Origin of the sequence: Massilioclostridium coli, assembly GCF_900095865.1 — a bacterium.
Classification (GTDB): Bacteria; Bacillota; Clostridia; order Oscillospirales; family Ruminococcaceae; genus Massilioclostridium; species Massilioclostridium facile.
In genome coordinates this window covers 725,469-751,084 of sequence record NZ_FMIZ01000006.1, presented here as the reverse complement: position 1 = coordinate 751,084, position 25,616 = coordinate 725,469, and the positions used below count along the sequence as shown (strand labels likewise).

Genomic DNA, 25,616 nt, shown 5'->3' with positions numbered 1-25,616 from the left:
TAACAATAAAAAAACGGATTCCAACTGCTTTCCTCGAAAGGAAATATTTCGGAACTATTTAGGGTTTTGGTAAGTGCTGAATGACATCATTTTTAAAATCATTTATCGCATGGGAGAGATTTATTTTTCCATTATTTTGTTATTGGATTAACACGAATCATACTTGTAACAAAATGCCCATAAAACCCCAGCGCCATATCTATTCGTTTTTATAAAAAAGTTTTTATCGCTTTCTCTACTTTAAATTTTCTTTCATAAAAAATCAACAAAACCCCTTCCACAGATAATCTTGTGTGAAAGGGGTTTTGTTGATTTAGTTTAGTTGCAATCCACGGGAGGTAAAAATCTCTTTTACCCACGTCATTTCTTCTTTGGTTGGTTCCTGTGTATCTCCCAAGGAATAAGGCTCCCTCAATTCTTTCCATTTATATTCCCCCATCTTGTGAAATGGCAGCAGCTCCACTTTTTCGATGCAGGAATAAGCTTTCGCAAAATCAGCCAATCGTTCCAGTTTATCACGATCCAATGTGTAACCTGGGACAACCACATGGCGCAGCCATACCTGTTTGCCATGCTCCTGGCAGTATTCCAAAATAGCTTTAGCGTTTTCATTTCCCATACCAGTCAGCTCTTTTGCGCCGTCGGTATCAATATCCTTCATGTCCAACAGCAGCATATCTGTCTGTTCCAATGCTGGCAGCGCTTTCTCCAGAGGGATTCCTCCAGAAGTATCAATGGCAGTGTGGAATCCTTTCTCTTTACATCGCTTTAATAGGTCAGCAACAAATTCAGTCTGTAATAAGGGTTCCCCACCGGATACCGTAACCCCACCTTTTTTAATAAAATTGCGGTAGGATTCTATTTGGTTTGCCAAGGTTTCTGTATCAATTTCCGTTCCGTCCTTTGGGTTCCAGGTATCCGGATTGTGGCAGAATTTACATCGCAATGGGCATCCCTGCATAAATACAATAAAACGGATGCCGGGACCATCTACTGCGCCAAAACTTTCTACCGAATGGATTCTTCCAATTTTACCAGCCATGTTTACCTCCCGATTATACTACACCAAATTGGTTGACTTTCCCTTACAAACGAATGATCCCACGCATCTTGCGCAGGATCATCACTACAATATCATCTTATTCTAAGCAGATTAGAAACGGTCATGGAATGTTCTGTTGATAACATCCAATTGCTGTTCCCTGGTCAGTTTAATAAAGTTTACTGCGTAGCCGGATACACGGATGGTCAGCTGAGGATATTTTTCTGGGTGATCCATAGCGTCCAACAGAACCTCACGGTTCATTACATTGACATTAATATGGTGCCCTTCATCCGCAAAATATCCATCCAACAGGGTTACTAGATTATTTTCCTGCTGATCTAATTCCTTACCCAAAGCACCTGGTACAATTGAGAAGGTATAAGAAATTCCATCTTCTGAATAGTCATATGGAAGTTTTGCAACGGATTTCATCGAAGCAACACAGCCGTTGGTGTCTCTGCCATGCATTGGATTTGCACCTGGGGCAAATGGTTCCCCTGCGATACGTCCATCTGGTGTGGAACCAGTTTTCTTACCATATACCACGTTGGAAGTAATGGTGAGGATGGACATGGTTGGAACAGATTCACGGTAGGTGCTGTGTTTTCTCAGTTTTGTCATGAAGCTTTTTACCACTTGAACCGCAATTTCATCTACACGTTCATCGTTGTTTCCGAATTTCGGATAATCGCCTTCAATTTTAAATTCGGTGATTAAACCGTCTTCATTGCGAACTGGGGTAACCTTTGCGTATTTAATAGCGGACAAGCTATCTGCTACTACGGATAAACCTGCGATACCGCCTGCCATTGTCCTCAGAATAGTTTCATCGTGCAATGCCATCTGCGCTTTTTCATAGCAATATTTATCATGCATGTAATGGATAACATTCAGGGTATTGATATACAATTTTGCCAGCCAGCTGGTGATAAAGTCAAATTTACGGATTACTTCATCGTAATTCAGTGGGCCGTCCCCAACTGGAGCGATTTCTGGAGCAACCTGCATGTTATAACGTTCATCTTTACCGCCGTTTAACGCGTACAGCAATGCTTTTGCCAGGTTACAACGGGCGCCGAAGAACTGCATCTGTTTTCCGATTCTCATAGCGGATACACAACACGCAATACCATAATCATCGCCGTATTTATCTCGCATGATGTCATCGTTTTCATATTGGATCGCGGAAGTTTCAATGGAAATTTTAGCCGCGTATTTTTTGAAGTTTTCTGGTAAACGTTCGGACCACAGGACAGTCAGGTTTGGTTCTGGAGCTGGGCCCAAGTTAATCAGAGTGTGTAAGAAACGGAAGGACATTTTTGTTACCATGTGGCGTCCATCATTGCACATACCGCCAATGGATTCTGTTACCCAGGTTGGATCTCCGCTGAACAGTTCATCGTATTCAGGGGTTCTCAGGAAGCGGACCATTCTCAGCTTCATAATAAAGTGGTCAACAAATTCCTGGATTTGTGCTTCGGTAAAGGTACCGTTTTTCAAATCTTCTTCCGCGTAAATATCCAAGAAGGTAGATACACGACCTAGGGACATTGCAGCGCCGTTCTGGTCTTTTACTGCTGCCAAGTAGCCAAAGTATACCGCCTGAATTGCTTCCTGTGTGTTGGTAGCAGGTTTGGAGATATCACAGCCATATCTTGCAGCCATGCTCTTCATTGCTTCCAAAGCACGGATTTGTTCAGAAAGTTCTTCCCTTTGACGGATGGTTGGGCTGTCCATATAGTCAAAAGCAAAGTTTTTCTTCGCGATTTTCTTTTCTTCGATTAACTTGTCAATCCCATACAAAGCAACACGGCGGTAGTCGCCAATAATTCTTCCACGGCCGTATGCGTCTGGTAAACCAGTAATAATCGCACAGTGGCGAGCTGCCCTCATTTCATCGGTATAAACATCGAATACACCGTCGTTATGGGTTTTTCTGTGTTTAAATACACGGGCAACCTTTGGATCCATCTCTTTGCCGTATGCTTTTAAGGAAGTTTCCACCATACGGATCCCACCGTAAGGCATAATCGCACGTTTTAAAGGCTCGTTAGTCTGCAAGCCAACAATTGTTTCCAGGTTTTTATCAATATAGCCTGGAGCATATGCGTCAATAGCGGAGATTGTTTTTTCGTCAATATCCAATACGCCGCCGGCTTCCCGCTCTTTTTTCATTAAATCGGTTACTTCTTGCCAGAGGTCTTTTGTTTTTTCGGTTGGTCCAACCAGAAAGCTATCATCACCATCATATGGTGTGTAGTTTCTTACAATAAAGTCACGTACATTGATTTCTTTGTTCCATTTTCCTGTTACAAAATCCATGTATTTTCCCTCCTGTTTTTGTATGACTGCCTTTGTTCACTTTCCTTCGATAAAGAACTATTCCGTCCATCCTTTATCTCGCATTAATATCTTAACAAACCAAGGGAATAATGTCAAACAATTGTACGCCAAACTTTCTGCAACAAACTATACTTATTTTGTATATATTATATAGGAATCATTCCTAACATTGCAATAAAACATTTTTTCATAAATAAACCAAGAATTTATTTCTTTATCAAATAAATTTTTCTCTTTTTCTCAAAAAAACAAAAATAATTTTTGTTTCCAAATCTTTGTTTCCATTTATTTTTTTTGGAAATAACAAGTCTATTATGATCAATTCCTATCAAAATAAGGGCGAATCAACATCGCCCTTCTATTATCGAACCCTATCTTTTACCTTCTGGTAAATCAATAACCCTCCTGTTGTGAGAACAAACGCCGCTATAATAACCAGTAACACAATTCCTTCCGGTTTAATGCCTTCTAAAAATTTCGGCCTGGTTGGGTTCGTAATTAATCCAGGTTCTCCTCCGTAAGGGAAAACGTGCTTATGTTCTTTTACGCGGTTTATCCGTTCCGCAAAGTCCTTATAGGTATAGCGCTGTCCATCTATAAAATCACCGGCTGATTTCATATCTCCTGATATTTTTTCTATACCGCTTACACTAAAATCTTTAATTGGAACCATATAAACAGGTTTTTTATCCTGTAAAACGAGGCTATACAATCCTCTCATCTTATTACAATCGCCAAAAAATATTTTATGTACCCTCTGATCGAAATTCGTATTGATCAAAGCGTCATCCAGTATTTCCGTTGGTAATTTGGAAGCGTTTGGATAATAATACGATAATGAGGTCTGCCAGCGGACTTCCTGATTGGCAATTATGCGGAGGGAGGAATCGGTCAACAGCCCTTTGCTATTTGTGTTTAATTTTCGGTTCAAACGACAGCTCACAATAAAATGCCCATTATCGGTGAGAACCGGAATATTCCAAGCATATTCCGCACGAGGCAACTCCTGCTCCAAATCCTCTAGTTTTAATGGATTTACCATATAAGATTTGTATGCCAATTTAAAATGAATATTTTCTTTTTCAACGGTGATATCTAAATTGCTGGAACGGATAATGGTACGGGTTTCACTTAAGATACTCCCTGAAAGCTTTTGTATTTTCTCAAATTCTTCTGCTTGAAGCAATGATTCATATCCATTTTCATTCCATACCAGTTCCCTTGTTTCCACATCGGATGAACACGCTGTTAGGATAGAAAACAGCAGTAGCATACAAGATAAGCAGGATAAAATCTTTTTCATACGACCACCTTCTTGTCCATAAAGGTCACTCACATGTTAATTTAAAACGGATGATACACACCGCTACCAAAACCGAAACAATCCCAACTAACACGAGCAAAAGGATTTGAACATACGAGATACTATTCAAATGGGGAAAATCCTGCTTCTCTGCTTTTACCTGTTGAAATCTTTTTGCCATCTCCGAAAAATCATAAAATTTTCCAATTTGATATTCCCTCACCGATCCTTGTCCAAACCTTACATACTCCGACCCGATAGGGTAAGAACCATCTAACAAAATTCCTTGGGATAATTGATTGTTTTCCACTGTCACACCCAATGTTCCAGTTCGTTTTTCTGCGCCATAAAATAATAATTTTGGCTGGTTTGGATCAACGCCATACCATCTGGAACGCATCTGAAATTCTTCCGCTACATCCATACCTGATGAATACCGCACATAGTTTAACGCGAATTCACCAACCACCCAGCTTCTCCCTGATTTCTCCATCTTTTCCTTTTCGCTATCCGCTAAAAAAGGATAATCCCTTGGAAAACACTGGATTGTAATCCGAAACCCCTTACAACAGATTGGAATCATCCAAATATGAGTGGTATAACGCAGTTCTCGTATCCAATCTTCTGTGGAAAACTCTCCTAAAAGAAATGGGTCAGACATAACAAAACAGCAATAGGCGTTTTCATAATCAATCAATTCCGGAACAATATCGGATTTTTCCACATCCTCCAGCCCCGGCAAATTATCACTGATTTCTTCCAAAATATCCTCTTCCAATGCAGAAATTTCCGCAAAGTCCTGAGATTTCATTAAGGATAAAAATCCGGATTCATTCCACTTTAATATTGGTTCTTCCGCAAATGCTGGTAATTCAAACAAAACGGCAAGCATAACACATATCCATACCAACATCCATCTTTTCACAACTGTTACCAGCTTAGAAAAATCAATTGTTATATCCCCAAAGTAGGAACATTATCGTCTGTTCCCTCTACCTCCTGATGCAAAATTTTTCCTTCCCAATACAAAATATTCTCATTTTGTTTTGAGCCAATTTCAAAATGCCAGGTTTCGGAATCAGAACTTAATTTGTCCGTCCATTCATAAACATGAGGCCCATCGTTTAAATTAAACACTAACAACCCATTTCCTGTTGATTCTGTCGTTTCTGGTACCACAGTATCATCTTCAATATAACAGGTAAAATCAGTATCCACAAAAAATCCGCCTCGATAGATTTCCTGGTCACCCGCAATCGTACATCCACGGTATTCGTCCAATTGTAAAACCAGATTTCCCTGTTCATCATACCAAGAACCATTATTCAGCAACAATGCGTATTCCCCGCCTAGAGTAAGGGTTTGATTAACATTGCCAAAAACACATCCAGTTAGACAAAGGGTCACCATAACACAACATAAAACAAATACTCCTACTTTTAAACTCTTTTTCATCATAAATGCCTCCTTTTCCTGCTTTTATTGTAGCATAAGGGATAACAAATAGCTATATAGTAAATCGACAAAAATCACCAAAATATTTTTGCGAAATCAACATACTACTAGATATTTCAAAAGAGATTCGTGCTACTATGGAGAGAATATCCTTTTATTTTTTGTGTGAACTATTGATTATCTGGTTTCTATTGTGATTTTTCTAATACATAAAATGAAATACTATTCCTTGTTTTGCGTCCTTCTTAAAATAACATTTCTCCTTTTACAGTAAAAACCCTAACATATCTTTACATTGATTGATATCATAAAAACCTTCTATGGTAGGATTGAATAGATCCAGCAAAAACGGATAATAGACAAAAGCCCCCTGATGTAGGAAAATAGATACATCAGGGAGCTTAACTGTACAAAAAGGAAATTACACGCACGTGCAGGAAATATTACCAGAAATCGAGGAAATAATTCAGGCAGGAAAAAGTCAGAGAGAAATAATTGACCAATATATCCATTTCTACAACCACGAACGCATCCAAATTAAAACAGGAGTAGTGCCGCTCACACTGTGCCATTCCTACTAAAACTTAATATTCCTACACCACGGGTCTTTTTTGTACTGTCTGCACAATATGGGGCAGTACGATCCTACCATAGAGGGTTTTTGCGCTTATTCGTTTTATTATTTTTTCAACATTGTAATCCCGTTTGCAAGCTGGATAAACTGTTCCATCGTCAATTCTTCCGCACGGGCAGTAGATTTTATTCCGGATTCCTCCATCAATTGTTTTAACCGGGGTTTGCCCACCCCTAAACTGCCGGATACTGGGTTCACCAAAGTTTTTCTTCGCTGGGAAAACGCCGCTTTTACCAAACGGAAAAACAGCTTTTCATCCAGTATATTCTGTGGCGTTTCTTTTTTAATATCCAGCCGGATAACGCAGCTATCTACATTAGGCGCAGGCATAAAACTTCCTCTGGATACCTGGAACAAAATACGGGGTTCGCTAAAATAACGCACTGCCAAGCTAACAGCACCTACATCCCTGGTTCCAGGCTGGGCACAAATACGGATGGCAGCCTCTTTTTGCACCATCACGGTAACAGCATCAATTGGCAACCTACTTTCCAACAAATACATAATAACAGGAGAGGTAATATAATAAGGAAGGTTAGCGCATACCACAACCTGCATCCCTGCGAATTCTTCCTGGATCAATTTGTGGAGGTCTACCTTTAAAATATCCTGGTTGATGATTTTGATATTATGATAATCAGATAAGGTTTCCTCTAAAACCGGTAACAGCCGCTGGTCAATTTCCACCGCAACCACTTTATCAGCCCGTTGCGCCAATTCACTGGTTAAGACACCGATCCCCGTTCCAACCTCAATTACGCCGACACCTTGTTTAGCGCCTCCTTGTTCCGCAATCCTAGGGCACACACTGGGGTTTACCAAAAAATTTTGCCCCAATGATTTGGAGAATGTAAAACCATGTTTGGTTAATATTGCTTTAATTGTTGAAATATTGGATAGATTTTCCATCTATTCCTCCTTATCCGAGCCACTCTATTTTTGGGAAAAAGGTAAATTCTGCTTTCCCAAGAATTTTATCCCGTTTCACAAATGTATTTTTCCAATAGCGGGAGTCTAAGGAGTCATTCCGATTGTCCCCCATCATAAAATAGGAATCCTCTGGTACTTCAAACGGTCCAAAATCCTCCTGTATGACGATATCCGTATAATCTGGATTGAGGGCTTCCCCATTGACATAAACAACGCCGTCAATCCCTTCCACAGTATCTCCTGGTGTACCAATAATCCGTTTAATAAACTTTTGCTTTTCATCATCTGGATATTTGAAAATCACAATATCCCCCTGTTGAGGGTCAGAAGTCAGGTATGCCAGCCGAAAGCCTATCAGACGATCCCCTTTTGAAATGGTAGGTTCCATAGATGAAGAAGGTATGGAAACATTTAAAATAATAAAACTATTTAAGATGATTGCGGCTAATACCGCTGCACCAATGGTAATCACCCAACTCAATATATTTTTTTTGGTTTCTTTTGTCAAAAGAATCCCTCTTTTCTGGATTATAAATCAACCTTTAAACTAGATCTTACAATTTCTCATTGGATAACTCTATCATACCAAATTTTTGATGTATTTTCAAATCCTTTTTCTATTAATGTCATACGGATACTTTACTCGTTAACCAAATATTAATTGTTTTTCATACACATTACTTTTTAAATCCTAATTTATCATTAGAAATTTTCTCTAATCTTATCTTTTAGTTTTATTTTGTATAAACATCAAAAATATTACTAATTGTTTAAATGTTAATTTCGCTTTATAGCAAAAAGTAAGCGTACCATAGTCCTGTAACAGTCCAACATTATTTTCAGTTCTGTATCGTTATCATTTTATCCGTTTATATGGTTTCGTTTTATTTCTTTTTTCATCTTCTCCAGTATAACTTTCTCAATATAGTCGAATCAGTGTCTTACACAGCCCCTAAAGGGCTATTCTAATTAACCCCTATAAGGGGATAGCTAAATAATATGATTGCATCACACGCACTGGCTTTTCATTCGCTATACTTTTTCATACAGCCTCTTTTCAACTCGCATAAAGCTGGTCATTATAATTCTTGCACTACTTTTATTTCTTCTCCACTCAAACTAGGGGATTTTCCCACGTCAAAAGACACCATTAAAAAAACTGCTGTAACGATTTACAGCAGTTTTTCTATACTATTTGTTATAAAATCAAATTAGATTTACTTAATCCATTTGATACTATTTTGCATAATCCACTGCACGGCTTTCACGGATCAGGTTTACTTTTACCTGCCCAGGATAATCCAGTTCATTTTCAATGCGCTGAACAATCTGACGTGCTACTAAAATCATGCCATCATCCTTAATCACTTCTGGTTTTACCATGATACGGATTTCACGGCCTGCCTGAATGGCGAAAGAGCGTTCTACCCCTTCAAAGGAGTCAGCAATTTCCTCCAGTTTTTCCAGACGTTTAATATAATTTTCTAAGTTCTCACGGCGAGCACCTGGACGTGCAGCGGAAATAGCATCCGCAGCCTGTACAATACAGGCGATTACTGTTCTTGGTTCTACATCGCCATGATGTGCCTCAATTGCGTGAATTACTTCTGGATTTTCTTTGTATTTTTTACATACATCCACGCCAATTTCCACATGGGACCCTTCAATTTCGTGGTTCAACGCTTTACCAATGTCATGCAACAAGCCGGCACGACGTGCAGTATTTGCGTCCACACCTAATTCGCTTGCCATCATACCAGCCAAATGAGCCACTTCAATCGAATGGTTTAATACATTCTGTCCATAGCTGGTACGGTATTTCAAACGACCAATTAATTTTACTAGTTCGTGGTGAATACCATGTACATTGGTTTCCATCACAGCCCGTTCCCCTTCCGAACGGATAGTTTGGTCAACATCCCTACGTGCTTTTTCCACCATTTCTTCAATGCGGGCAGGATGGATACGTCCATCTGCAATCAGGCGTTCCAAAGCCTGGCGAGCAATTTCCCTTCTTACTGGGTCAAAACAAGAAAGTGTGATTGCTTCAGGGGTATCATCAATAATCAGGTCAACTCCGGTAAAGGTTTCTAAGGTACGGATATTCCTACCTTCACGGCCGATAATTCGGCCTTTCATTTCATCATTTGGCAAGTTTACAACCGAAACGGTTGCTTCTGACACATGGTCAGCAGCACAACGGGATACCGCTAAAGAGATCAGCTGCCGCGCTTTATCCTCTGCTTCATCCCGGATTTGCTGTTCATAAGTAGATATTTTTAAAGCCTTTTCATGTACCAGTTCTTTATCCAAACTTTCCAGCAGCTGGTTTTTTGCCTGTTCTGCTGTTAAACCGGATATTTTCTCCAGCATTTCCATCTGGTGGGTTTTGATTACTTCGGCTTCTTCCAGTTTTTTATCCGCTGTTTTAATTTTGTTTTGCAAGATTTCTTCTTTCTTTTCAAAATTATCCAGCTTGCGGTCAAGTGTTTCTTCTTTTTGCTGCAAACGGCGTTCCATACGGTTTGCTTCATTACGGCGCTCTTTAATATCCCGGTCGGCTTCCAAGCGTAATTTATGGATTTCGTCTTTTGCTTCAATCAATGCTTCTTTCTTTTTGGAGGATGCATCCTTTTTTGCGTCTTCTAAAATACGTTTTGCCTGTTCTTCTGCATTTCCCAGTTCCCCTTCCGCAACCTGTTTGCGGTAAGCAATTCCTTTTTTAAAGGAGATAAAACCGGCAACAAAGCCACAAAGCGCGCCTGACACAACAAAGGTTAGCACACACCATAAAACTGTTTCCAAATCAAATAAACCTCCTTTTTGTTAGATTACCCTGTATTAGGATTGTAATAGTTTTCAAAATGTTTTAGCGGTGCGCACTACGCAATCGATCTATTTGATAAAGCAGTATTTTCCCAGAAAAAACACTACTCCCTGGGAAAACAACTATTTCTATTTTTTATAACAAGACACCCTCGTGTACGGACTTAAACAAAAGTGATACAGTTTACAATACGATTGTTATCTTTTATTGAAATTGAATCATCATTTTTTATTTAGGAACCCCGACGTCCCAAACCGTCGGTTTCAGTTATAAATATAAACACAAATCTATCGATAATAGGAACGATACGTCTTTCACACGCACCATATCTTTATTTTATTACGGAAACCATGTTATGTCAAGAGAAATTGTGTAATTTATACAGGTTTATTTGGATAGGAATCGACAAATACAACAAATTAGTTGAATTTATTTTACAGCTTTGCACATATTGCCAACAAACTCGCCAACAGATGTGATTTTTTCTTCTTTTGTTTTGCCATTGGCAATCCGGTTTACAATCGCACTGCCTACAATGACTCCATCACAGTACTGTTTTACTTCAGCAGCTAGTTCCGGTGTAGAAATTCCAAAGCCAATACAATTTGGAATCGTACTATAGGTTTGGATGTTATGGAAAAATTCGTTTAAGTCGGTGTTGATGTGGTCTCGCATCCCAGTAACCCCAAGGGAGGAAACACAGTACAAAAATCCTTTTGATTTAGCGATAATCCCTTTCATTCGTTCCAAGGAGGTTGGGGCTACCAAACTGATTTGATATACATTGTATTTGTTGGTATACTCCTCTATCTCGTCACTTTCTTCATAGGGCAGGTCGGGAACAATAATCCCATCTACACCCACTTTGGCACAGCCAGCAAAAAATGGCTCTGCCCCATAGTGAAGTAGACTGTTATAGTACATTAAAAATACAATGGGGATTTGGCTGGACTGGCGGAGTTTTTGTACCATTTCAAACAAACGGTCAATGCAAACATCGTGTTGTAATGCACGTAAATTTGCAGCTTGGATGACAGGACCTTCCGCCATAGGGTCAGTAAATGGAACCCCCAGTTCCACTAAATCAGCCCCCTGCTTCTCCATTTCCAACACCAGTTCAATAGTGGTGTCCAAATCTGGGTCCCCTGCGGTGATAAATGGGATAAACGCTTTTTTCCCCTCTTGCTTTAACTGTTCAAATTTTAAATCAATTCTATTCTTCATTGAGCTCAACCCCCATATATTTTGCTACAGAATACACATCTTTGTCTCCACGACCAGATAAACAGATGACCATAATCTGGTCTTTTGTCATTGTTTTTGCCAGCTTTATCGCCTGGGCTACTGCATGGGAACTTTCAATCGCTGGAATAATCCCCTCTACCCTGGTCAAATACCGGAAGGCATTAACCGCTTCATCATCAGTAATCGGATAGTATTCTGCCCTACCTGTTTTAAATAGATGGGCATGCTGAGGACCTACGCCCGGATAGTCCAAACCAGCAGAAATCGAGTAAACTGGCATAATACCGCCGTTGTCATCCTGCAAAAACAGGGATTTCATCCCGTGGAATACCCCCAACTGCCCTTTTGCAAAGGTAGCGGCATGTAATTCGGTGTCCACTCCTTTTCCAGCTGCTTCTGCACCAATCAGTTTCACAGATGGTTCATCAATAAATTCACTGAAGGTACCAATCGCATTGCTGCCTCCACCAACACAGGCAACGACACAGTCAGGCAGCCTTCCTTCTTTTTCCTTTAACTGCTGTTTGATTTCTTTACTGATCACACTTTGGAATCCCCGAACAATGGTTGGATATGGATGAGGACCTACCGCAGAACCCAATACATAAAAAGTATCGTCCGCATGGGCAGCCCAAGCTCGGATCGCCTCGCTAGTAGCATCCTTTAATGTGGCTGTTCCAGCGGTAACAGGGGTTACCTTTGCGCCTAGCAATTCCATCCGGAACACATTTAATGCCTGGCGTTCCGTATCTTCCTTCCCCATAAACACTTCACATTCCATATCAAACAATGCAGCAGCGGTGGCAGCCGCTACGCCATGCTGCCCTGCCCCGGTTTCCGCAATGATTTTCTTTTTGCCCATCCGCTTTGCCAGCAATGCCTGCCCCAGTACATTGTTGATTTTATGGGAACCAGTGTGGTTCAAATCTTCCCTTTTTAAATAAATTTTAGGACCTCCCAAATCCTTTGTCATCTTTTCTGCGTAATACAACAAGGAAGGTCTACCTGCATACTCTTTATAATAAAATTCCAGTTCTTTCAAAAACTCTGGATCTTTCATTGCTTCCGCATACACATTATCCAACTGCTGCAACGCATGCATCAGTGTTTCCGGCGCGAATACCCCACCGTACTCTCCAAATCTTCCTAAGTTACCCATTTTATGAAACTCCTTTCATCAACTCAATTAACTGTTTTACTTTACTTTCATCTTTATGGCCATCTGTTTCTGCCCCGCTGCTCAAATCCACTGCATAGGGGCGGACTGTTGTCACAGCCTCTATTAAATTTTTTCGGTTTAAGCCACCCGCCAATATCAGGCGCTCCTTTGGAAGATGTTGAATTAGCTCCCACTGAAACTGCTTTCCGCTTCCTCCATATTCACCAGGCTGGTAGGTATCCATCAAATACCGGTCAGCATGGTAACGCTCTATATTTTCTACAGATTGTTCATTTTTTACCCGGATGGCTTTCCAGACTTCACAACTGCTGTTTTGTTTTAATTGCTCTATCAGTTCTGGCGATTCTTCTCCATGCAACTGGATTACTTTTAACCGTGCTGTATGAGAAATTTCCAACAACTCTTCTAAGGGAGTGTTGACAAATACACCTACTGGTAAGATAGCAGGATTTAACTGTGTAATCAACTTTTTTGCCTGCTCTTTTGTGACCTGGCGTTTGCTTGGTGCAAACACAAACCCTACATAATCGGGATGGTACCGATTTGCAATCTCAATATCCTCTATGCTTCGTAAACCACATAATTTAAATTTTGTCATTGGGATCCTCTCAACTGTTCCACTGCTAACGTAACATTCGGATTTCTCATAAATGCTTCCCCGATTAAAACACCGTCCACCTGATATTCCGCAATCCTTCGGATATCCTCCGGCGTACGGATACCGCTTTCCGAAACCACCACCCGGTCAGAGGGGATACTATTTCTCAATTCTCCGGTAGTTTCCAGCTTTTCTTCAAATGTTTTCAGGTTGCGGTTGTTGATTCCTACAATCGGGAATCCCAACTTTAGAACCCGTTCCAGTTCCTGTTGGTCGTGTACTTCATTTAAGCAGTGCATCCCTAAAGTAGTAGCGATATTATAAAACCGTTTCATGGTAGTATTATCTAAAATAGCGGCAATTAGCAGGATTGCATCCGCTCCCATGCAATACGCCTCATAAATCTGATACTCATCTATGATAAAATCCTTACGCAACAACGGGATATTCGCAAAAGAACGGATTTGCTTAAAATACTCATCCGAGCCTTGAAAAAAATCTTCCTCGGTCAAAATAGACATAGCCTGGACACCAGCTTTTAAATACGCCCGCGCAATTGCCTGTGGATAGAAGTCTGGTCGGATTACCCCTTTGGAGGGAGATGCTTTTTTCACTTCCGCAATTATTGATAGCCCTTCCTGCCGCAAGGCATGTTGGAAATCCAATGGTTTCCGTTGCAGTTTTAGTGCCTGTTGTTTCAACTGTTCCAAAGGAAATTTTGCTTTTCTCTCTTGCAGTCGGATTTTCTTTTTCGCCACAATTTCATCTAAAATCATGATTTATTTCCTTTCAAACTATTGGTAAAGGTGATCAATTCCTGTAATTTTTGTTGTGCCGCTCCGGTTTCCACCAGTTCTTTCGCCATCAATACACCTTCTGCAATCGAGCTGGCTTTTCCTCCAATATAAATTCCAGCTCCAGCGTTGAGCAATACAGTATCTAGTTTCGCACCCTGTTCTTCCCCGCTGAGAATCCGTTTGGTAATCTCCGCGTTTTCTTCTGGAGTACTTCCTTTGATATCCTCTATTTCAGCACGCTGGAACCCGAATACTTCCGGTGTCACCATATAGTCGATCACCTTTCCGTCCTTAATTTCAGAAACTTTATTTTCTCCAATCGTGGTAAATTCATCAATGCCATTACAGCAAACCACAATCCCTTTCTGAACCCCCATGGTCAGCATAGCAGTTGCCAGGGTATTGGTCATATATGGATCGAACACCCCAATCAACTGTCCTTTTGCGTTGGAGGGGTTGGAAATTGGTCCTAAAATATTAAAAATTGTACGGAATCCCAACTCGTTCCTAACCACAGAAGCGTTTTTCATACAGGGGTTAAAGCTACGAGCAAACATAAAGCCCATACCTGTATGGTCCACACATTCCTCTACCTGTTTTGGGGTAACATCCATATTGATTCCCAGCTTTTCTAACAGGTCGATGCTGCCACTCTTACTGGTAACTGCTCGATTTCCGTGTTTGGCAATCGAAACCCCAGCCGCTGCTGTGATAAATACGGCGGTGGTCGTAATATTAAAGGTGTTGACGCCATCTCCACCAGTTCCTACAAAATCAATATAATCTGAAACTTTTGGATTGATGTGCATCGCCTTTTCCTTCATCATCATTGCGGAACCAGTGATTTCCTCCACTGTTTCCCCTTTTTGGCGGAGCAAGGAAAGGTATGCCCCAATCTGCGCATAAGTGGCTCCGTTATCTAACACTTTATCCATTGCGTACTTTGCTTCTTCCAGTGTTAAGCTCTCGCCCAATGATAATTTCTTTAAAATTTGTTTCATCGTTATCCCTCCAAAAAGTTTCTGATCATTTGCATGCCATCCGGTGTTAGTACCGATTCCGGATGGAACTGGATGCCGTAAACAGGCCTTGTTTTATGTTGAACTGCCATAATACATCCATCGGATGTTTGGGCGGTAATTTGTAATTCTTCTGGCAGAGTTTCCGGAGCAATCACAAGGGAATGGTATCTCCCTACCTGGACTTCCGACCGCAACCCATGGAACAGCTTACAGCTAGCGTCCACAGTAGCAACATCTGCCTTGCCGTGCATCACCTGTGGCGCATGGACAATCTTGCCGCCAAACGCTTCCCCAATCGCCTGATGTCCCAAGCAAACACCTAAAATGGGGATTTCCCCCGCCTGTTGAATTAATGGGATACAAATTCCCGCATCAGCAGGATAACCTGGTCCAGGTGAGATAATAATCCGCTCCGGCTTCATCTCCAATACCTGCTGCACGCTCACCGCATCGTTCCGCATTACCTTTACATCAGGCTGGATGGTTCCAACATATTGGAATAAATTATAGGTAAAAGAATCGTAATTATCAAGAATAAAAATCATAAGAACCCTCCTGCCTAAGCCATTTCAGCCGCTTCTTCTACTGCACGGAACACAGCAGTCGCTTTGTTGACGGACTCCTGATACTCTGTTTCTGGGTTGGAATCATATACAATCCCGCCGCCAGCGCCTACATAACAGGTGTTATTTTGAAACACGCCGGTGCGGATGGTGATACAGCTATCAAAATTACCATCAAAACCAATGTATCCAATCGCCCCACCATATAAACCACGACGTTTGGTTTCCAGCTCATCGATGATCTCCATTGCTCTCACCTTTGGCGCGCCGGATAACGTTCCTGCTGGTAGGACGGACGCTAGTGCGTCAAATGGGGTTTTATCCTTCCTCAGTTTCCCTTGTACATCGCTGGTCATATGCATTATATGGGAAAACCGTTGGATGTACTTGTACTTGCTGACATGGACCGAGCCAAATTCGGAGACTTTTCCAATATCATTCCGCCCCAAATCCACCAACATGGTATGTTCCGCATTTTCTTTTGGGTCGGCAACCAGGTCTTTTTCGTTTTCCAAATCCTCTTGCGCCGTCTTGCCCCGTGGTCGGCTTCCGGCAATGGGACAGGTGGTCACAATTCCATCCTGTACCCGGACGAGAAGTTCTGGGGAAGCGCCTGCCACCTGATAATCTCCAAAATCAAAGAAATACATATAGGGGGAGGGATTGATCACCCGCAAAGCCCGATAAGCGTTAAATGGATTGACCGAAGTTTGAATTTTAAACTGCTGGGCAAATACCACCTGGAAAATATCCCCGTTGCGGATGTATTCTTTTGCCTTTTCCACTTTGGTACAATACTCTTGTTTGGTCATGTTACTTTCCACCTGGCATTGTTCCCGATAGCGCACTGTCTGTTTTTTCCTTGGCAATACCGCCTGGTCCAGCTCCTGTTTAATCTCAATAATCCGGCGTTGTGCCATATCATAGCTGCGTTGTAGGTTTCCGCCAGTACGCATGTTAACGATAATCACCAGCTTTTGTTTTTGATGGTCAAATGCAATTACTTCATCCACAAACAAAAACTTTAAATCCGGTAAATGGAGGGAATCTTCCGGTGGATTTTCCAATCGCTCAAACAGCCGGATAGTGTCATATCCAAAGCATCCAACAGCGCCTCCACAAAACCCAGGGGATTTTTCCAGTTTTGGTGCCTTGTACTGTTCGGTCAGTTGCTGTAAATAGTCCATCGGGTTCCCAGATAAGTTCTGTTCCCCCTGCTCTGTTGTCAAAGCTATTTGATTTCCACGGCTTTCAAACACCAAAAATGGATTCCGCCCCAAAAAGGAATACCTTGCCCGTTCGCTGTGCTGTTCTACACTTTCCAGTAAAAAACAATTTGTTTCTGTCCTCAGCTTTTGGAACACACTAATTGGCGTTTCGGTATCTGCGTAATATTCCGCCATAATTGGGATCATTTGATAATCTTCTGCTAAATTTTTGACTTGTTCATAAGTTGGATAAAACATTCTGGTCACCTCTCATTGCCTGAAAAAAACAAAAACAGCCCATCCTTTTTCTGTTAAAAAGGACAAGCTGTTGTAATCTCATACAAAACCTGCGGTACCACCTTAATTGGTATAACTATACCCACTCTGCGGATGCAATCACATCCCGCTCCCTATAACGTAGGAGATACGTCGGGGGCTACTTACAGTAACTGTGTTCGGCCCGCCCTCCTCAGTCCAACGGCGTTTGTACTAATCCATACCGGCTTGCAGCAACCGCCGGCTCTCTGGGATGGCAAAAGTACAGCCAATCTGATTCATCGGTTTTGTTTTTATTTGTTATATTTGTTACCATTATAGCATGATTTTCAAATTTTGCAACCCCATTTTCAAAAAAATTTTGCAAAAAGCTATTTTTCATTACAGCAAAATTTCCTTGCAATACTGGTAAACTGTATCGTTTCTACTGAGTAATCATTTTTTATAAGAGTAATCCTATACCCATAACTCAAAAGTAATAAGTCCCAACATCCCCATTTCGATCTTTATATCATTTCCATAATGAGTAAATTCTATTCTGGAACTATCATAATTTTCCGCAAAAACAACTCTTCCAATAATCATAAACTAACTCTATCATGTTTATTGATGATACCTTTGGATTGTCAAACACCACTTTCTCTCAAAATTTTAAAAAGTTCTATCTAATTCGGAAATACTTCCAAGTTTCTTCATCAAAAGAAGAAAACTCCCGATTTTGTCAAAATCAGAAGCTTTCTATCCTACACTTATGCTATAAATATTTATCAACCAATTTCTTTTTCCAGCTCGTCAGCATCTCCTAAATGGTGCTTCTCCGCATAGCCGGTAAGAATTAAGGTCAATGCGCCATCCCCTGTGACATTGCACGCCGTACCAAAACTATCCTGCAATGCAAAGATCGTCATCATCAACGCTGTTCCGGTTTCGTCAAAACCAAGTACGCTGGTGATCAAACCCAGCGAAGCCATTACTGTACCGCCTGGTACCCCTGGCGCTCCAATCGCGAATACACCCAATAAGACAATAAACAATATCATGGATGGAATAGATGGCAACTTACCATATAAAATTTGGGATACGGTAATTACAAAAAATACTTCTGTTAAAACAGAACCACATAAATGGATATTTGCAAATAAAGGAACTCCAAAATTGATAATATCCGGACGGAGCACCTTAGATTTTTTTGCGCAAGTAAGGGCCACTGGAAGCGTTGCGGCGGATGACATAGTCCCTACTGCGGTCAAATAGGCTGGTCCATAATGTTTGAATACTTCTTTTGGATTTTTTCTAGTGACAAGCCCTGCAATACCATACAGCACTGTCATCCAGATAAAATGTCCAACAATCGCAATTACAATTACCCCTAAAAATACCGGCAACTGTTTGGTAATAGAACCCTCATAGGACAATGTTGCAAAGGTGGAGGCAATAAAGATTGGCAAGATTGGAATAATAATTTTACTGACAATCGCCAAAATTACCTTTTGAAACTCATTTAACACATCTTCGATTAAAGTTGCTTTGCTCCAGGAAGTCGCCAATCCCAACATAACAGAAAGCACCAAAGCGGACATCACCGACATAATAGGGTCAATCTGCAAATCAAACAGCAATTCTGGAAGTTCTCGCAGACCTTCCGCGGCAGAAGAAATGTGCATTTGGGGGATAATCAAATATCCTGCTACAGCAGAAAAAGCCGCGGCCCCTACAGAGGATAGATAGGCAATTCCAACAGCCAATGTCAGCAATTTGGATGCATTGTTCTTTAATTGAGCAATGGACGGGGCGATAAAGCCAATAATAATCAGTGGTACAGCAAACAACACCAACTGGCTGAAAATAGATTTTATAGTAACAACCACATTCATAACGGGTTCATTAGCAAGGATACCAATAACAATCCCTAGTACCACAGCTACTAACAGCTTGAATACCAGGCTATTTAATATTTTTTTCATAATACAACTCCTTTTTTAACGGAAATCAATCATCTTCTTTCCCTAATTGTTCCATATATGGTTCCGCAGAGGAATCCATATCGCTCATATCGGATTCTTTCTCATCCCATTTTTTCAATTTTTTCTGGAACTCTTTTTCCGCAATAAAATCATCGATTAATTCAATCATAATCGCCATCAATGGAGGGCCTAAGAACATTCCCACAACACCAAATAAACCACCAAATAGCGTTACTCCAAAGATAACATATAACGGTTTGATTCCAATAGAATTGCCAATAATTTTTGGATTAACAATGTTCCCATCAATCTGTTGTAATACAGTGATAAAGATAAATGCTATGATTAACTGCCCTAAACCACCGGATAAGAAGGTAAAAATAGAAACAGTAATAACACCAAATAACGCCCCAAAGTAAGGGATTAAACTAAATAATCCATAAATCAATCCTAAGATTGGCGCATTTTTTACCCCCAACAGTTGGAACCCTACTCCAGAGGCTACCCCTACAAATAGAGCATCCAATGCCTGACCATAAATAAAGCTATTGAGTACCGAACCAATCCGTATTAGTAAATCATTTACCCGCTCCGCACGACGTTCTTTAAAGATCAACTGCAATACACGGTTAAAATTTTTACGGATATTCGCACGGTCAATTAACAAATAAATCGCTAAAATCATTCCCAAACCAATATTGGTCAAGGTGCCTATCACGCTCTGAATTCCTGCAATATAACTACTCCAATCATTCATGCTTAAAAAATCCAAAATTTTAGACGGAGTTAGATATTGGTTCACTGTTTGGATCAAATGATCAATTTGTATTTCATCTCCAAAATGCTCCTTGATAAAGGTATATAACTCATTTAAATATCCAGGAATGGACCGGGCGAATTCATAAATATTCCGATACAGAGATGGTAAAAAGATCACCAATAATACAACTAGTATAATAAGAAACAGTAATAATGCTGCAATCGAACTAATACTCCTAGCCCGCTTTTGGAAAAACGGCTTTTTAATTTTGTAAAGCAATATCTCTATTTTTTTCGCTGGTAAAAATAGCAGGAATGCAATCACTCCACCATAAATAAATGGAGATAATACCCCTAGTATTTTTCCAATAGTAGAAGTTATCACACTAAAGTCATCAAACGTTTTGTAAACAGCAATCACTGCTACCGCAAAAATAAACAGCTCCAGCCATTTTCGTATACTACCTTTATTCTTGGTTGACATGCTCCAATACCCCGATCTTTCCCTATTTTCGCAAATTACCTCTTGGCGATAAAATACTAGTAATTACAGACACGATTTTATATAGGCGTTATAAAATAATCATAAAAAATAGAACGACATAACTTTTTGTCCTATTTTAATACTATCTTTATTATATCTGGTAACAGAAGGTTTGTCCAGCAAATGGCATAAGTCCTACGAAACGCCAAAATTTATGGGAAATCTTTGTGCAAAATAAGTAATTCCTACTAAATATAAAGGAATTAATAAAATAGACTTTTCTATTTTTTAATGGTATAATATAGCCACAAACTAAATAAATTATGGTTCCTTTACCCCATTCTTATACAACAATGGGGTTTCACTTTGCATAGAAAGGATGATACTTATGGAGATAAATCAGGTAATAGCGGCCTATTTTAGCCCCACTTACAGCACTAGGGATATTGTTTTAACTATTTCCTCAGAAATACAACACTCCCCAAAACAGATTGATTTAAGTATCTATGACAATAGAGAAACTTCCTATTCTTTTTCCTCCCATGAACTGGTGGTGCTAGGAGTTCCCGTTTATGGTGGAAGAGTTCCAGCTGACGCTACAAAGCGAATCCATAACCTGCACGGAAATAACACTCCGATTGTATTAGTAGCTGTTTATGGTAACCGGGAATTTGAAGATGCACTGATAGAGCTAAAAGATATTGTTGTATCAAACGGATTTATCCCAGTCGCTGCGGCTGCACCTGTTGCACAACATTCTATTATCCACTCCATTGCCGCAGGAAGGCCAAATGCGCAGGATATCCAGCAGGCACGGGATTTTTCCAAAAAGGTACAGGATAAACTGAAAAAAACTGTTGTACTAACTCAGCAGGATTGCATCCAATTGCCTGGAAACCAGCCCTATAAGAAGTATGGCGTTATCCCTTTACATCCCAAAGCTGGTCACAACTGCATCCAATGTGGTAAATGTGCGAGTAACTGCCCTGTCCACGCCATTCCTCAAGACCATCCAGATCAAACCAACACGGAACAATGTATTTCCTGTATGCGTTGTATCGTTGTTTGTCCAAAACACGCTCGTGGATTAAACCCGATTGTAAAAGCTGCTACTGCCAACAAACTGAAAAAAGTCTGTTCTCAGCCAAAAGAAAACCTTTGGATTTTATAACACTCTTATTCTATGCTTGCAGTTCTATTTACTCTATGATACAATAAAATACCAATATACAAAAGGGATGGGATAAAATGCAAAGAATTTTAGGATATATGCGCAAAGCGGTTACAGAATTTGATTTGATACAGGATGGGGATAAAATCGCAGTTGGCGTTTCCGGTGGAAAAGATAGTGTTGTATTGTTAACCGGGCTTGCCAGACTGCGCCGTTTTATTGGCATCCAATATGATATTGTGGGGATTACCCTAGATCCTCAGTTCAATAGCCAACCTACGGATTATTCCCCCATTGCAAAGCTGTGTGAAGAACTGGATGTGGAATACACAGTAAAGCCCACCCATATTGGCGAGATTGTGTTTGATGTGCGAAAAGAAGAGAATCCTTGTAGCTTATGCGCCCGGATGCGACGTGGTGCGCTTCACGATATGGCAAAAGAATACGACTGCAATAAAGTGGCGTTAGGCCATCACTACAATGACGCAGTGGAAACCTTTGTTATGAACTTGTTTAATGAAGGCAGGCTTGGATGTTTTTCCCCCAAAAGCTATCTATCCCGCAAAGAACTTACTTTGATTCGACCATTGGTGTTTGCACCAGAAAAGGAGATCAGAAGGGCTGCGGAACGGACAAACCTACCAATTGTTAAAAGCAAATGCCCGGTAGATGGTTATACCAACCGACAAAAGACAAAAGAATTTTTACGGGAGCGGGAACGAGAAGACAATGGATTCACTTACCGCTTATTTGGAGCTATGCGCCGCGCTGGATTGGATGGCTGGGGATTTCCAGAAAAATAACAGATAAAAAACCTCAAGGCAATGATGAACTGCCTTGAGGTTTTCCATTTTCTCTCCTCTTCTAGTACATGCTTAATAGAGGAAATAGATAAAATTTCAAAACCAACTATCTCCCACTACCTGCTAATCCAAGTAATTGTATGGTATTTCTGTATTCCTTTGCGGGATCAATATTGCCCCTGTAAAGAAAAACGAAACCATGGATTTGTCATTTCGATTTTTGAGAATTGCCCCATTTTATTTCAGAAAAAACAGCCACTATTGGGGAATCACTCTGTTGTTCTGTTTATTGGATATCCTGCTCTAATGAATTAAATTCTGGCGTATCAAAAAATTGGGATAATGTGATTCCTAAGCCACACAAATCATTTTAATGGTCGCGATTTTAGGATTCATGCTTTTCCCATATAAAATATTTTTCACAGAGGAAGGCGGTATACCACATAAATCTGCTAGTCCATTAATTGTTAAATCGTTTTGTCCGCATAATTGTAAAATTCTTGATTTAATTGCGTCTACTGTGTTCAAAGTTAACCCTCCACTCTTCTTCTCGCTAAGATTATATAACTGCGCTAATAACAGATGCCATTATTTTTAATATACATAGATTTTCCTTTTTTTCATCGATTTTTTATTCCAAAATTTTGTTAAACCGAAAAAGTGAAGAAATATGCCTTATGGTACTGTTATATGGATTCTATTTAAGAATAGGTTAACTCAATTAATCCAGTTTTATAGGCTATACATGCTACTATAGTCTACCTATAGCCTTGTAAATTTTGGTTATTATCTTTTTTTGCACTGTTTCGACAATATATTTGCGATTTTTGCCGATTGATAGTATGATTACTATACGGTTTATTGATACCACTCCAATCTTATATTACGAAAATCAAAATAGACTCCATTCTTCTTGTATTATTCATAAATAAAGGATCATTTTACATTATTTCCATAAAACACCTCCCCTGATAATTTGCTCAACCTCCAGCTTATCCACTCGACCCATCCCATATAATCACACATTATAGCTCTGAAAAAAGTTTCAACCTGATTTCCACGAAAATAAATCACACCACAAATTTACAATTGATTATATCAAATAATGATATTCTTCAAAATCTTATACTACATTTTTCTAACAATCCCAGTGGATAAGCGATATCTACTGACTCATTTTACTTGATTTACAGCTCATAAATAGGTAAAATCCCATTGGAACAAACGCTTTTGTGTAGTGATCTTTTACCAATAGGGCGAATATCCTCTATAAAACAAAAATAGCCCCTCCTAATTAGGAGAGGTTATTTTTATTTTACTGGGTAACGACAGAATCAAAATTCCAGCTATCCCCTCCATCGTGGGAGAGAAATTTTGCTCTGGAGCCTTCCCCACCAGTCATGAACAGCGTTCCTTCCTGCCCATCAAACTCTATATCATCCACAACTGTGTAAAATCCTTTTTGTTCTTCTGGTAATGTTAATGGTATTTCCGTCCAATTCTGTCCATCCATAGAGTAAAATAATGATCCGAGGCTACCATTCGTAATATTTCCATATGACACAAAAATTTTCCCTGCTTCTGAGATACCAACACAGGATATCGGTGGGGAGTAAATAGGGCTTGTACAACTGTTCCATGTGGTTCCCCCATCGTTGGTATAATAAACCAGATTGTTGTAATATCCCATTTGCCTATCTGCATTTGCCGCAAAAACGCCATGCTGGCTATCTGAAAAATTGACAAATACCGATTCTATGATATGGTCAAGCAATCCATCTACCTGATGTAGTTGCCATCCATTTCCAGCTGACCAGGTTCCCACTGCATTTTCCGTGCGGCACGCTCCCGCTACGGCAATCATCCCATTGATATCACTGGAACCATATACCGCCGCTTCTGGCAGTTCTTTTGGAAAATCGTCTTGTTTCCCTGTTAATAAATCCAGTACATAATACCGATTCTCTCCTGGATTCAACTGGTACCGCTTTTCCTGCTCCACGGTTCCAACTATCATTTCATAAAAAACGGTGTCCAATTCTGTTTGCTCAACCGCCCCCATTGCTATTACCTGATAATTTTCCTTGTCCTTTACCACTTCAATTGTTTCCTGGACATGATATCCCGTCCCATCATCCAGCCAGCCCAGGTATAATCCCTGTGCTACAAAATCCTGTGGACCGCCATTGGTAATGGTAATCTTCATTAACTGTTCCTCTCCATTTGTATTTTCCACCAAAGGGAACGCCTGATAAGCGGCCGCAAACATCTCTACTACATCTTCGGATTGTTTATGGTCTCCTTCTCCTTTATTTAAGGAAGAAATAAAATCTATATTTTGTTGCTCCAAGGTAAAGGCTTTTGTTTCTTTTGGCGCTATATGTCCTGTAGATTGACAAGCAGTACAGCCCATCAAGAGAAATACACATAAAAGTAAAATTCCAAGCCGTTTCATCTAATTTCACACCTTTCTTTGTTTCAGAGTATCACATTCATCACATAAACGCAATGGTATTCTATTTTCCGTGGAACGCAAGGATACCTTCCGTAGAATTTTAAGAAATTGCAATCTAAGATTGTTAGGTATCATGAAAATGTAAAAATCCTGCAAAATCGGGATTTATTCAGTGTGCTACATTATATCCAAAACAATTATGCCACTGTTACGTTGGAAGAAGTGGCGGATAAGTTTTACTTTTCTACCAGTTACCTTTCCAAGCTCATTAAAGCCAATACCAATTTAAACTTTACCGAACATATTACTCATCTTAAACTGCAAAGTGCCTGTAATTATTTAACCCATTCTGACTTACCCATTGATAAGATTACCGAAATTATTGGTTACAATGACTCCAGCTATTTTTCCAAGGTGTTCCGGAAACAGTATGGTATGACCCCCAAACAATACCGGCAAATCCAAATATCCTCCCTTTCAAGTGTTCATGATTAATATACTAGAAAAATGTATTTCTTTTAATTTCAATTCAACTGCTGACCATAGTTCTCCAA

The 25,616-nt window shown here is 40.1% G+C and carries 22 protein-coding genes and 1 other annotated feature; of the genes, 3 read left to right on the top strand and 19 right to left on the bottom strand.

Annotated features, from left to right (window positions below):
• Positions 1–313: 313 nt before the first annotated feature.
• From pflA to BQ2683_RS05390, 17 genes are all read right to left on the bottom strand, one after another.
• On the bottom strand, positions 314–1,042 hold the full coding sequence (gene pflA, locus BQ2683_RS05475; RefSeq protein WP_069987951.1) for a pyruvate formate-lyase-activating protein: 729 nt from the start codon (positions 1,040–1,042) through the stop codon (positions 314–316).
• Between the two features lie 111 nt (positions 1,043–1,153).
• A complete protein-coding gene (pflB, locus tag BQ2683_RS05470) occupies positions 1,154–3,367 on the bottom strand; it encodes a formate C-acetyltransferase (RefSeq protein ID WP_069987949.1) in 2,214 nt (737 codons plus the stop codon).
• A 382-nt stretch (positions 3,368–3,749) separates the two neighbouring features.
• Positions 3,750–4,691, bottom strand: a complete 942-nt coding sequence (locus BQ2683_RS05465; protein ID WP_069987942.1) for a hypothetical protein — start codon at positions 4,689–4,691, stop codon at positions 3,750–3,752.
• Between the two features lie 25 nt (positions 4,692–4,716).
• On the bottom strand, positions 4,717–5,616 hold the full coding sequence (locus BQ2683_RS05460; RefSeq protein ID WP_141720181.1) for a hypothetical protein: 900 nt from the start codon (positions 5,614–5,616) through the stop codon (positions 4,717–4,719).
• A gap of 29 nt (positions 5,617–5,645) precedes the next feature.
• Positions 5,646–6,149, bottom strand: a complete 504-nt coding sequence (locus BQ2683_RS05455; RefSeq protein WP_141720180.1) for a hypothetical protein — start codon at positions 6,147–6,149, stop codon at positions 5,646–5,648.
• A gap of 676 nt (positions 6,150–6,825) precedes the next feature.
• A complete protein-coding gene (gene rsmA / locus BQ2683_RS05450; protein WP_069987936.1) occupies positions 6,826–7,689 on the bottom strand; it encodes a 16S rRNA (adenine(1518)-N(6)/adenine(1519)-N(6))-dimethyltransferase RsmA in 864 nt (287 codons plus the stop codon).
• Positions 7,690–7,699: 10 nt separating this feature from the next.
• Positions 7,700–8,218 (bottom strand): signal peptidase I, encoded by a 519-nt coding sequence (lepB, locus tag BQ2683_RS05445; protein WP_069987933.1) that lies wholly within the window; start codon positions 8,216–8,218, stop codon positions 7,700–7,702.
• 728 nt (positions 8,219–8,946) lie between these two features.
• Positions 8,947–10,479, bottom strand: a complete 1,533-nt coding sequence (rny, locus tag BQ2683_RS05440) for a ribonuclease Y (protein WP_235843892.1) — start codon at positions 10,477–10,479, stop codon at positions 8,947–8,949.
• 487 nt (positions 10,480–10,966) lie between these two features.
• Positions 10,967–11,761, bottom strand: coding sequence for a tryptophan synthase subunit alpha (gene trpA / locus BQ2683_RS05435; protein WP_069987930.1), 795 nt, complete (start codon positions 11,759–11,761; stop codon positions 10,967–10,969).
• A complete protein-coding gene (trpB, locus tag BQ2683_RS05430) occupies positions 11,751–12,941 on the bottom strand; it encodes a tryptophan synthase subunit beta (protein ID WP_069987927.1) in 1,191 nt (396 codons plus the stop codon). The genes trpA and trpB overlap by 11 nt, the downstream gene beginning before the upstream one ends.
• Before the next feature lies 1 nt (position 12,942).
• Positions 12,943–13,560, bottom strand: a complete 618-nt coding sequence (locus BQ2683_RS05425; RefSeq protein WP_069987923.1) for a phosphoribosylanthranilate isomerase — start codon at positions 13,558–13,560, stop codon at positions 12,943–12,945.
• Entirely contained in the window at positions 13,557–14,336 is a 780-nt protein-coding gene (trpC, locus tag BQ2683_RS05420) for an indole-3-glycerol phosphate synthase TrpC (protein WP_069987920.1), read from the bottom strand. Before trpC ends, BQ2683_RS05425 begins: the two co-directional genes overlap by 4 nt.
• Positions 14,333–15,358: an anthranilate phosphoribosyltransferase gene (gene trpD / locus BQ2683_RS05415; RefSeq protein ID WP_069987917.1), complete on the bottom strand. Its 1,026-nt coding sequence runs from the start codon at positions 15,356–15,358 to the stop codon at positions 14,333–14,335. Before trpD ends, trpC begins: the two co-directional genes overlap by 4 nt.
• Before the next feature lie 2 nt (positions 15,359–15,360).
• Positions 15,361–15,924 carry an anthranilate synthase component II gene (locus tag BQ2683_RS05410; RefSeq protein ID WP_069987914.1) on the bottom strand — a complete coding sequence of 188 codons (564 nt, stop codon included), beginning with the start codon at positions 15,922–15,924 and terminating at the stop codon, positions 15,361–15,363.
• A 14-nt stretch (positions 15,925–15,938) separates the two neighbouring features.
• Positions 15,939–17,408: an anthranilate synthase component I gene (trpE, locus tag BQ2683_RS05405; RefSeq protein WP_069987906.1), complete on the bottom strand. Its 1,470-nt coding sequence runs from the start codon at positions 17,406–17,408 to the stop codon at positions 15,939–15,941.
• A gap of 55 nt (positions 17,409–17,463) precedes the next feature.
• Positions 17,464–17,717, bottom strand: a binding site (T-box leader).
• A gap of 476 nt (positions 17,718–18,193) precedes the next feature.
• Positions 18,194–19,390: a dicarboxylate/amino acid:cation symporter gene (locus BQ2683_RS05395; protein ID WP_069987901.1), complete on the bottom strand. Its 1,197-nt coding sequence runs from the start codon at positions 19,388–19,390 to the stop codon at positions 18,194–18,196.
• A 25-nt stretch (positions 19,391–19,415) separates the two neighbouring features.
• On the bottom strand, positions 19,416–20,633 hold the full coding sequence (locus BQ2683_RS05390) for an AI-2E family transporter (RefSeq protein ID WP_069987900.1): 1,218 nt from the start codon (positions 20,631–20,633) through the stop codon (positions 19,416–19,418).
• A gap of 388 nt (positions 20,634–21,021) precedes the next feature.
• On the opposite strand from BQ2683_RS05390, the gene BQ2683_RS05385 reads away from it, so the two are divergent.
• Together BQ2683_RS05385 and BQ2683_RS05380 are read left to right on the top strand one after the other, a co-directional pair.
• Complete coding sequence (locus tag BQ2683_RS05385; RefSeq protein WP_069987899.1) at positions 21,022–21,804, top strand: 4Fe-4S binding protein; 783 nt, start codon at positions 21,022–21,024, stop codon at positions 21,802–21,804.
• A gap of 77 nt (positions 21,805–21,881) precedes the next feature.
• Positions 21,882–22,607, top strand: a complete 726-nt coding sequence (locus BQ2683_RS05380) for a tRNA 2-thiocytidine biosynthesis TtcA family protein (protein WP_069987898.1) — start codon at positions 21,882–21,884, stop codon at positions 22,605–22,607.
• Between the two features lie 351 nt (positions 22,608–22,958).
• Here BQ2683_RS05380 and BQ2683_RS05375 read toward each other — a convergent pair whose 3' ends face one another.
• Both BQ2683_RS05375 and BQ2683_RS05370 read right to left on the bottom strand, forming a co-directional pair.
• On the bottom strand, positions 22,959–23,135 hold the full coding sequence (locus BQ2683_RS05375) for a helix-turn-helix domain-containing protein (protein WP_338061260.1): 177 nt from the start codon (positions 23,133–23,135) through the stop codon (positions 22,959–22,961).
• A gap of 787 nt (positions 23,136–23,922) precedes the next feature.
• Complete coding sequence (locus BQ2683_RS05370) at positions 23,923–25,062, bottom strand: WD40/YVTN/BNR-like repeat-containing protein (RefSeq protein ID WP_069987897.1); 1,140 nt, start codon at positions 25,060–25,062, stop codon at positions 23,923–23,925.
• Positions 25,063–25,236: 174 nt separating this feature from the next.
• Here BQ2683_RS05370 and BQ2683_RS05365 point away from each other — a divergent pair, with 174 nt between their 5' ends.
• On the top strand, positions 25,237–25,557 hold the full coding sequence (locus tag BQ2683_RS05365) for a helix-turn-helix transcriptional regulator (RefSeq protein WP_159427357.1): 321 nt from the start codon (positions 25,237–25,239) through the stop codon (positions 25,555–25,557).
• Positions 25,558–25,616 lie beyond the last annotated feature (59 nt).

Excerpts from the sequence above, each read along its gene's own strand:
- pflA (WP_069987951.1), bottom strand. The coding sequence starts at position 1,042 with ATGGCTGGTAAAATTGGAAGAATCCATTCGGTAGAAAGTTTTGGCGCA.
- trpB (WP_069987927.1), bottom strand. The coding sequence starts at position 12,941 with ATGGGTAACTTAGGAAGATTTGGAGAGTACGGTGGGGTATTCGCGCCG.
- BQ2683_RS05390 (WP_069987900.1), bottom strand. The coding sequence starts at position 20,633 with ATGTCAACCAAGAATAAAGGTAGTATACGAAAATGGCTGGAGCTGTTT.
- BQ2683_RS05465 (WP_069987942.1), bottom strand. The coding sequence starts at position 4,691 with ATGAAAAAGATTTTATCCTGCTTATCTTGTATGCTACTGCTGTTTTCT.
- pflB (WP_069987949.1), bottom strand. The coding sequence starts at position 3,367 with ATGGATTTTGTAACAGGAAAATGGAACAAAGAAATCAATGTACGTGAC.
- BQ2683_RS05370 (WP_069987897.1), bottom strand. The coding sequence starts at position 25,062 with ATGAAACGGCTTGGAATTTTACTTTTATGTGTATTTCTCTTGATGGGC.
- trpE (WP_069987906.1), bottom strand. The coding sequence starts at position 17,408 with ATGTTTTATCCAACTTATGAACAAGTCAAAAATTTAGCAGAAGATTAT.
- BQ2683_RS05385 (WP_069987899.1), top strand. The coding sequence starts at position 21,022 with ATGGAGATAAATCAGGTAATAGCGGCCTATTTTAGCCCCACTTACAGC.
- BQ2683_RS05395 (WP_069987901.1), bottom strand. The coding sequence starts at position 19,390 with ATGAAAAAAATATTAAATAGCCTGGTATTCAAGCTGTTAGTAGCTGTG.
- rsmA (WP_069987936.1), bottom strand. The coding sequence starts at position 7,689 with ATGGAAAATCTATCCAATATTTCAACAATTAAAGCAATATTAACCAAA.
- trpA (WP_069987930.1), bottom strand. The coding sequence starts at position 11,761 with ATGAAGAATAGAATTGATTTAAAATTTGAACAGTTAAAGCAAGAGGGG.
- BQ2683_RS05410 (WP_069987914.1), bottom strand. The coding sequence starts at position 15,924 with ATGATTTTTATTCTTGATAATTACGATTCTTTTACCTATAATTTATTC.
- trpC (WP_069987920.1), bottom strand. The coding sequence starts at position 14,336 with ATGATTTTAGATGAAATTGTGGCGAAAAAGAAAATCCGACTGCAAGAG.
- BQ2683_RS05425 (WP_069987923.1), bottom strand. The coding sequence starts at position 13,560 with ATGACAAAATTTAAATTATGTGGTTTACGAAGCATAGAGGATATTGAG.
- BQ2683_RS05380 (WP_069987898.1), top strand. The coding sequence starts at position 21,882 with ATGCAAAGAATTTTAGGATATATGCGCAAAGCGGTTACAGAATTTGAT.
- trpD (WP_069987917.1), bottom strand. The coding sequence starts at position 15,358 with ATGAAACAAATTTTAAAGAAATTATCATTGGGCGAGAGCTTAACACTG.
- BQ2683_RS05455 (WP_141720180.1), bottom strand. The coding sequence starts at position 6,149 with ATGATGAAAAAGAGTTTAAAAGTAGGAGTATTTGTTTTATGTTGTGTT.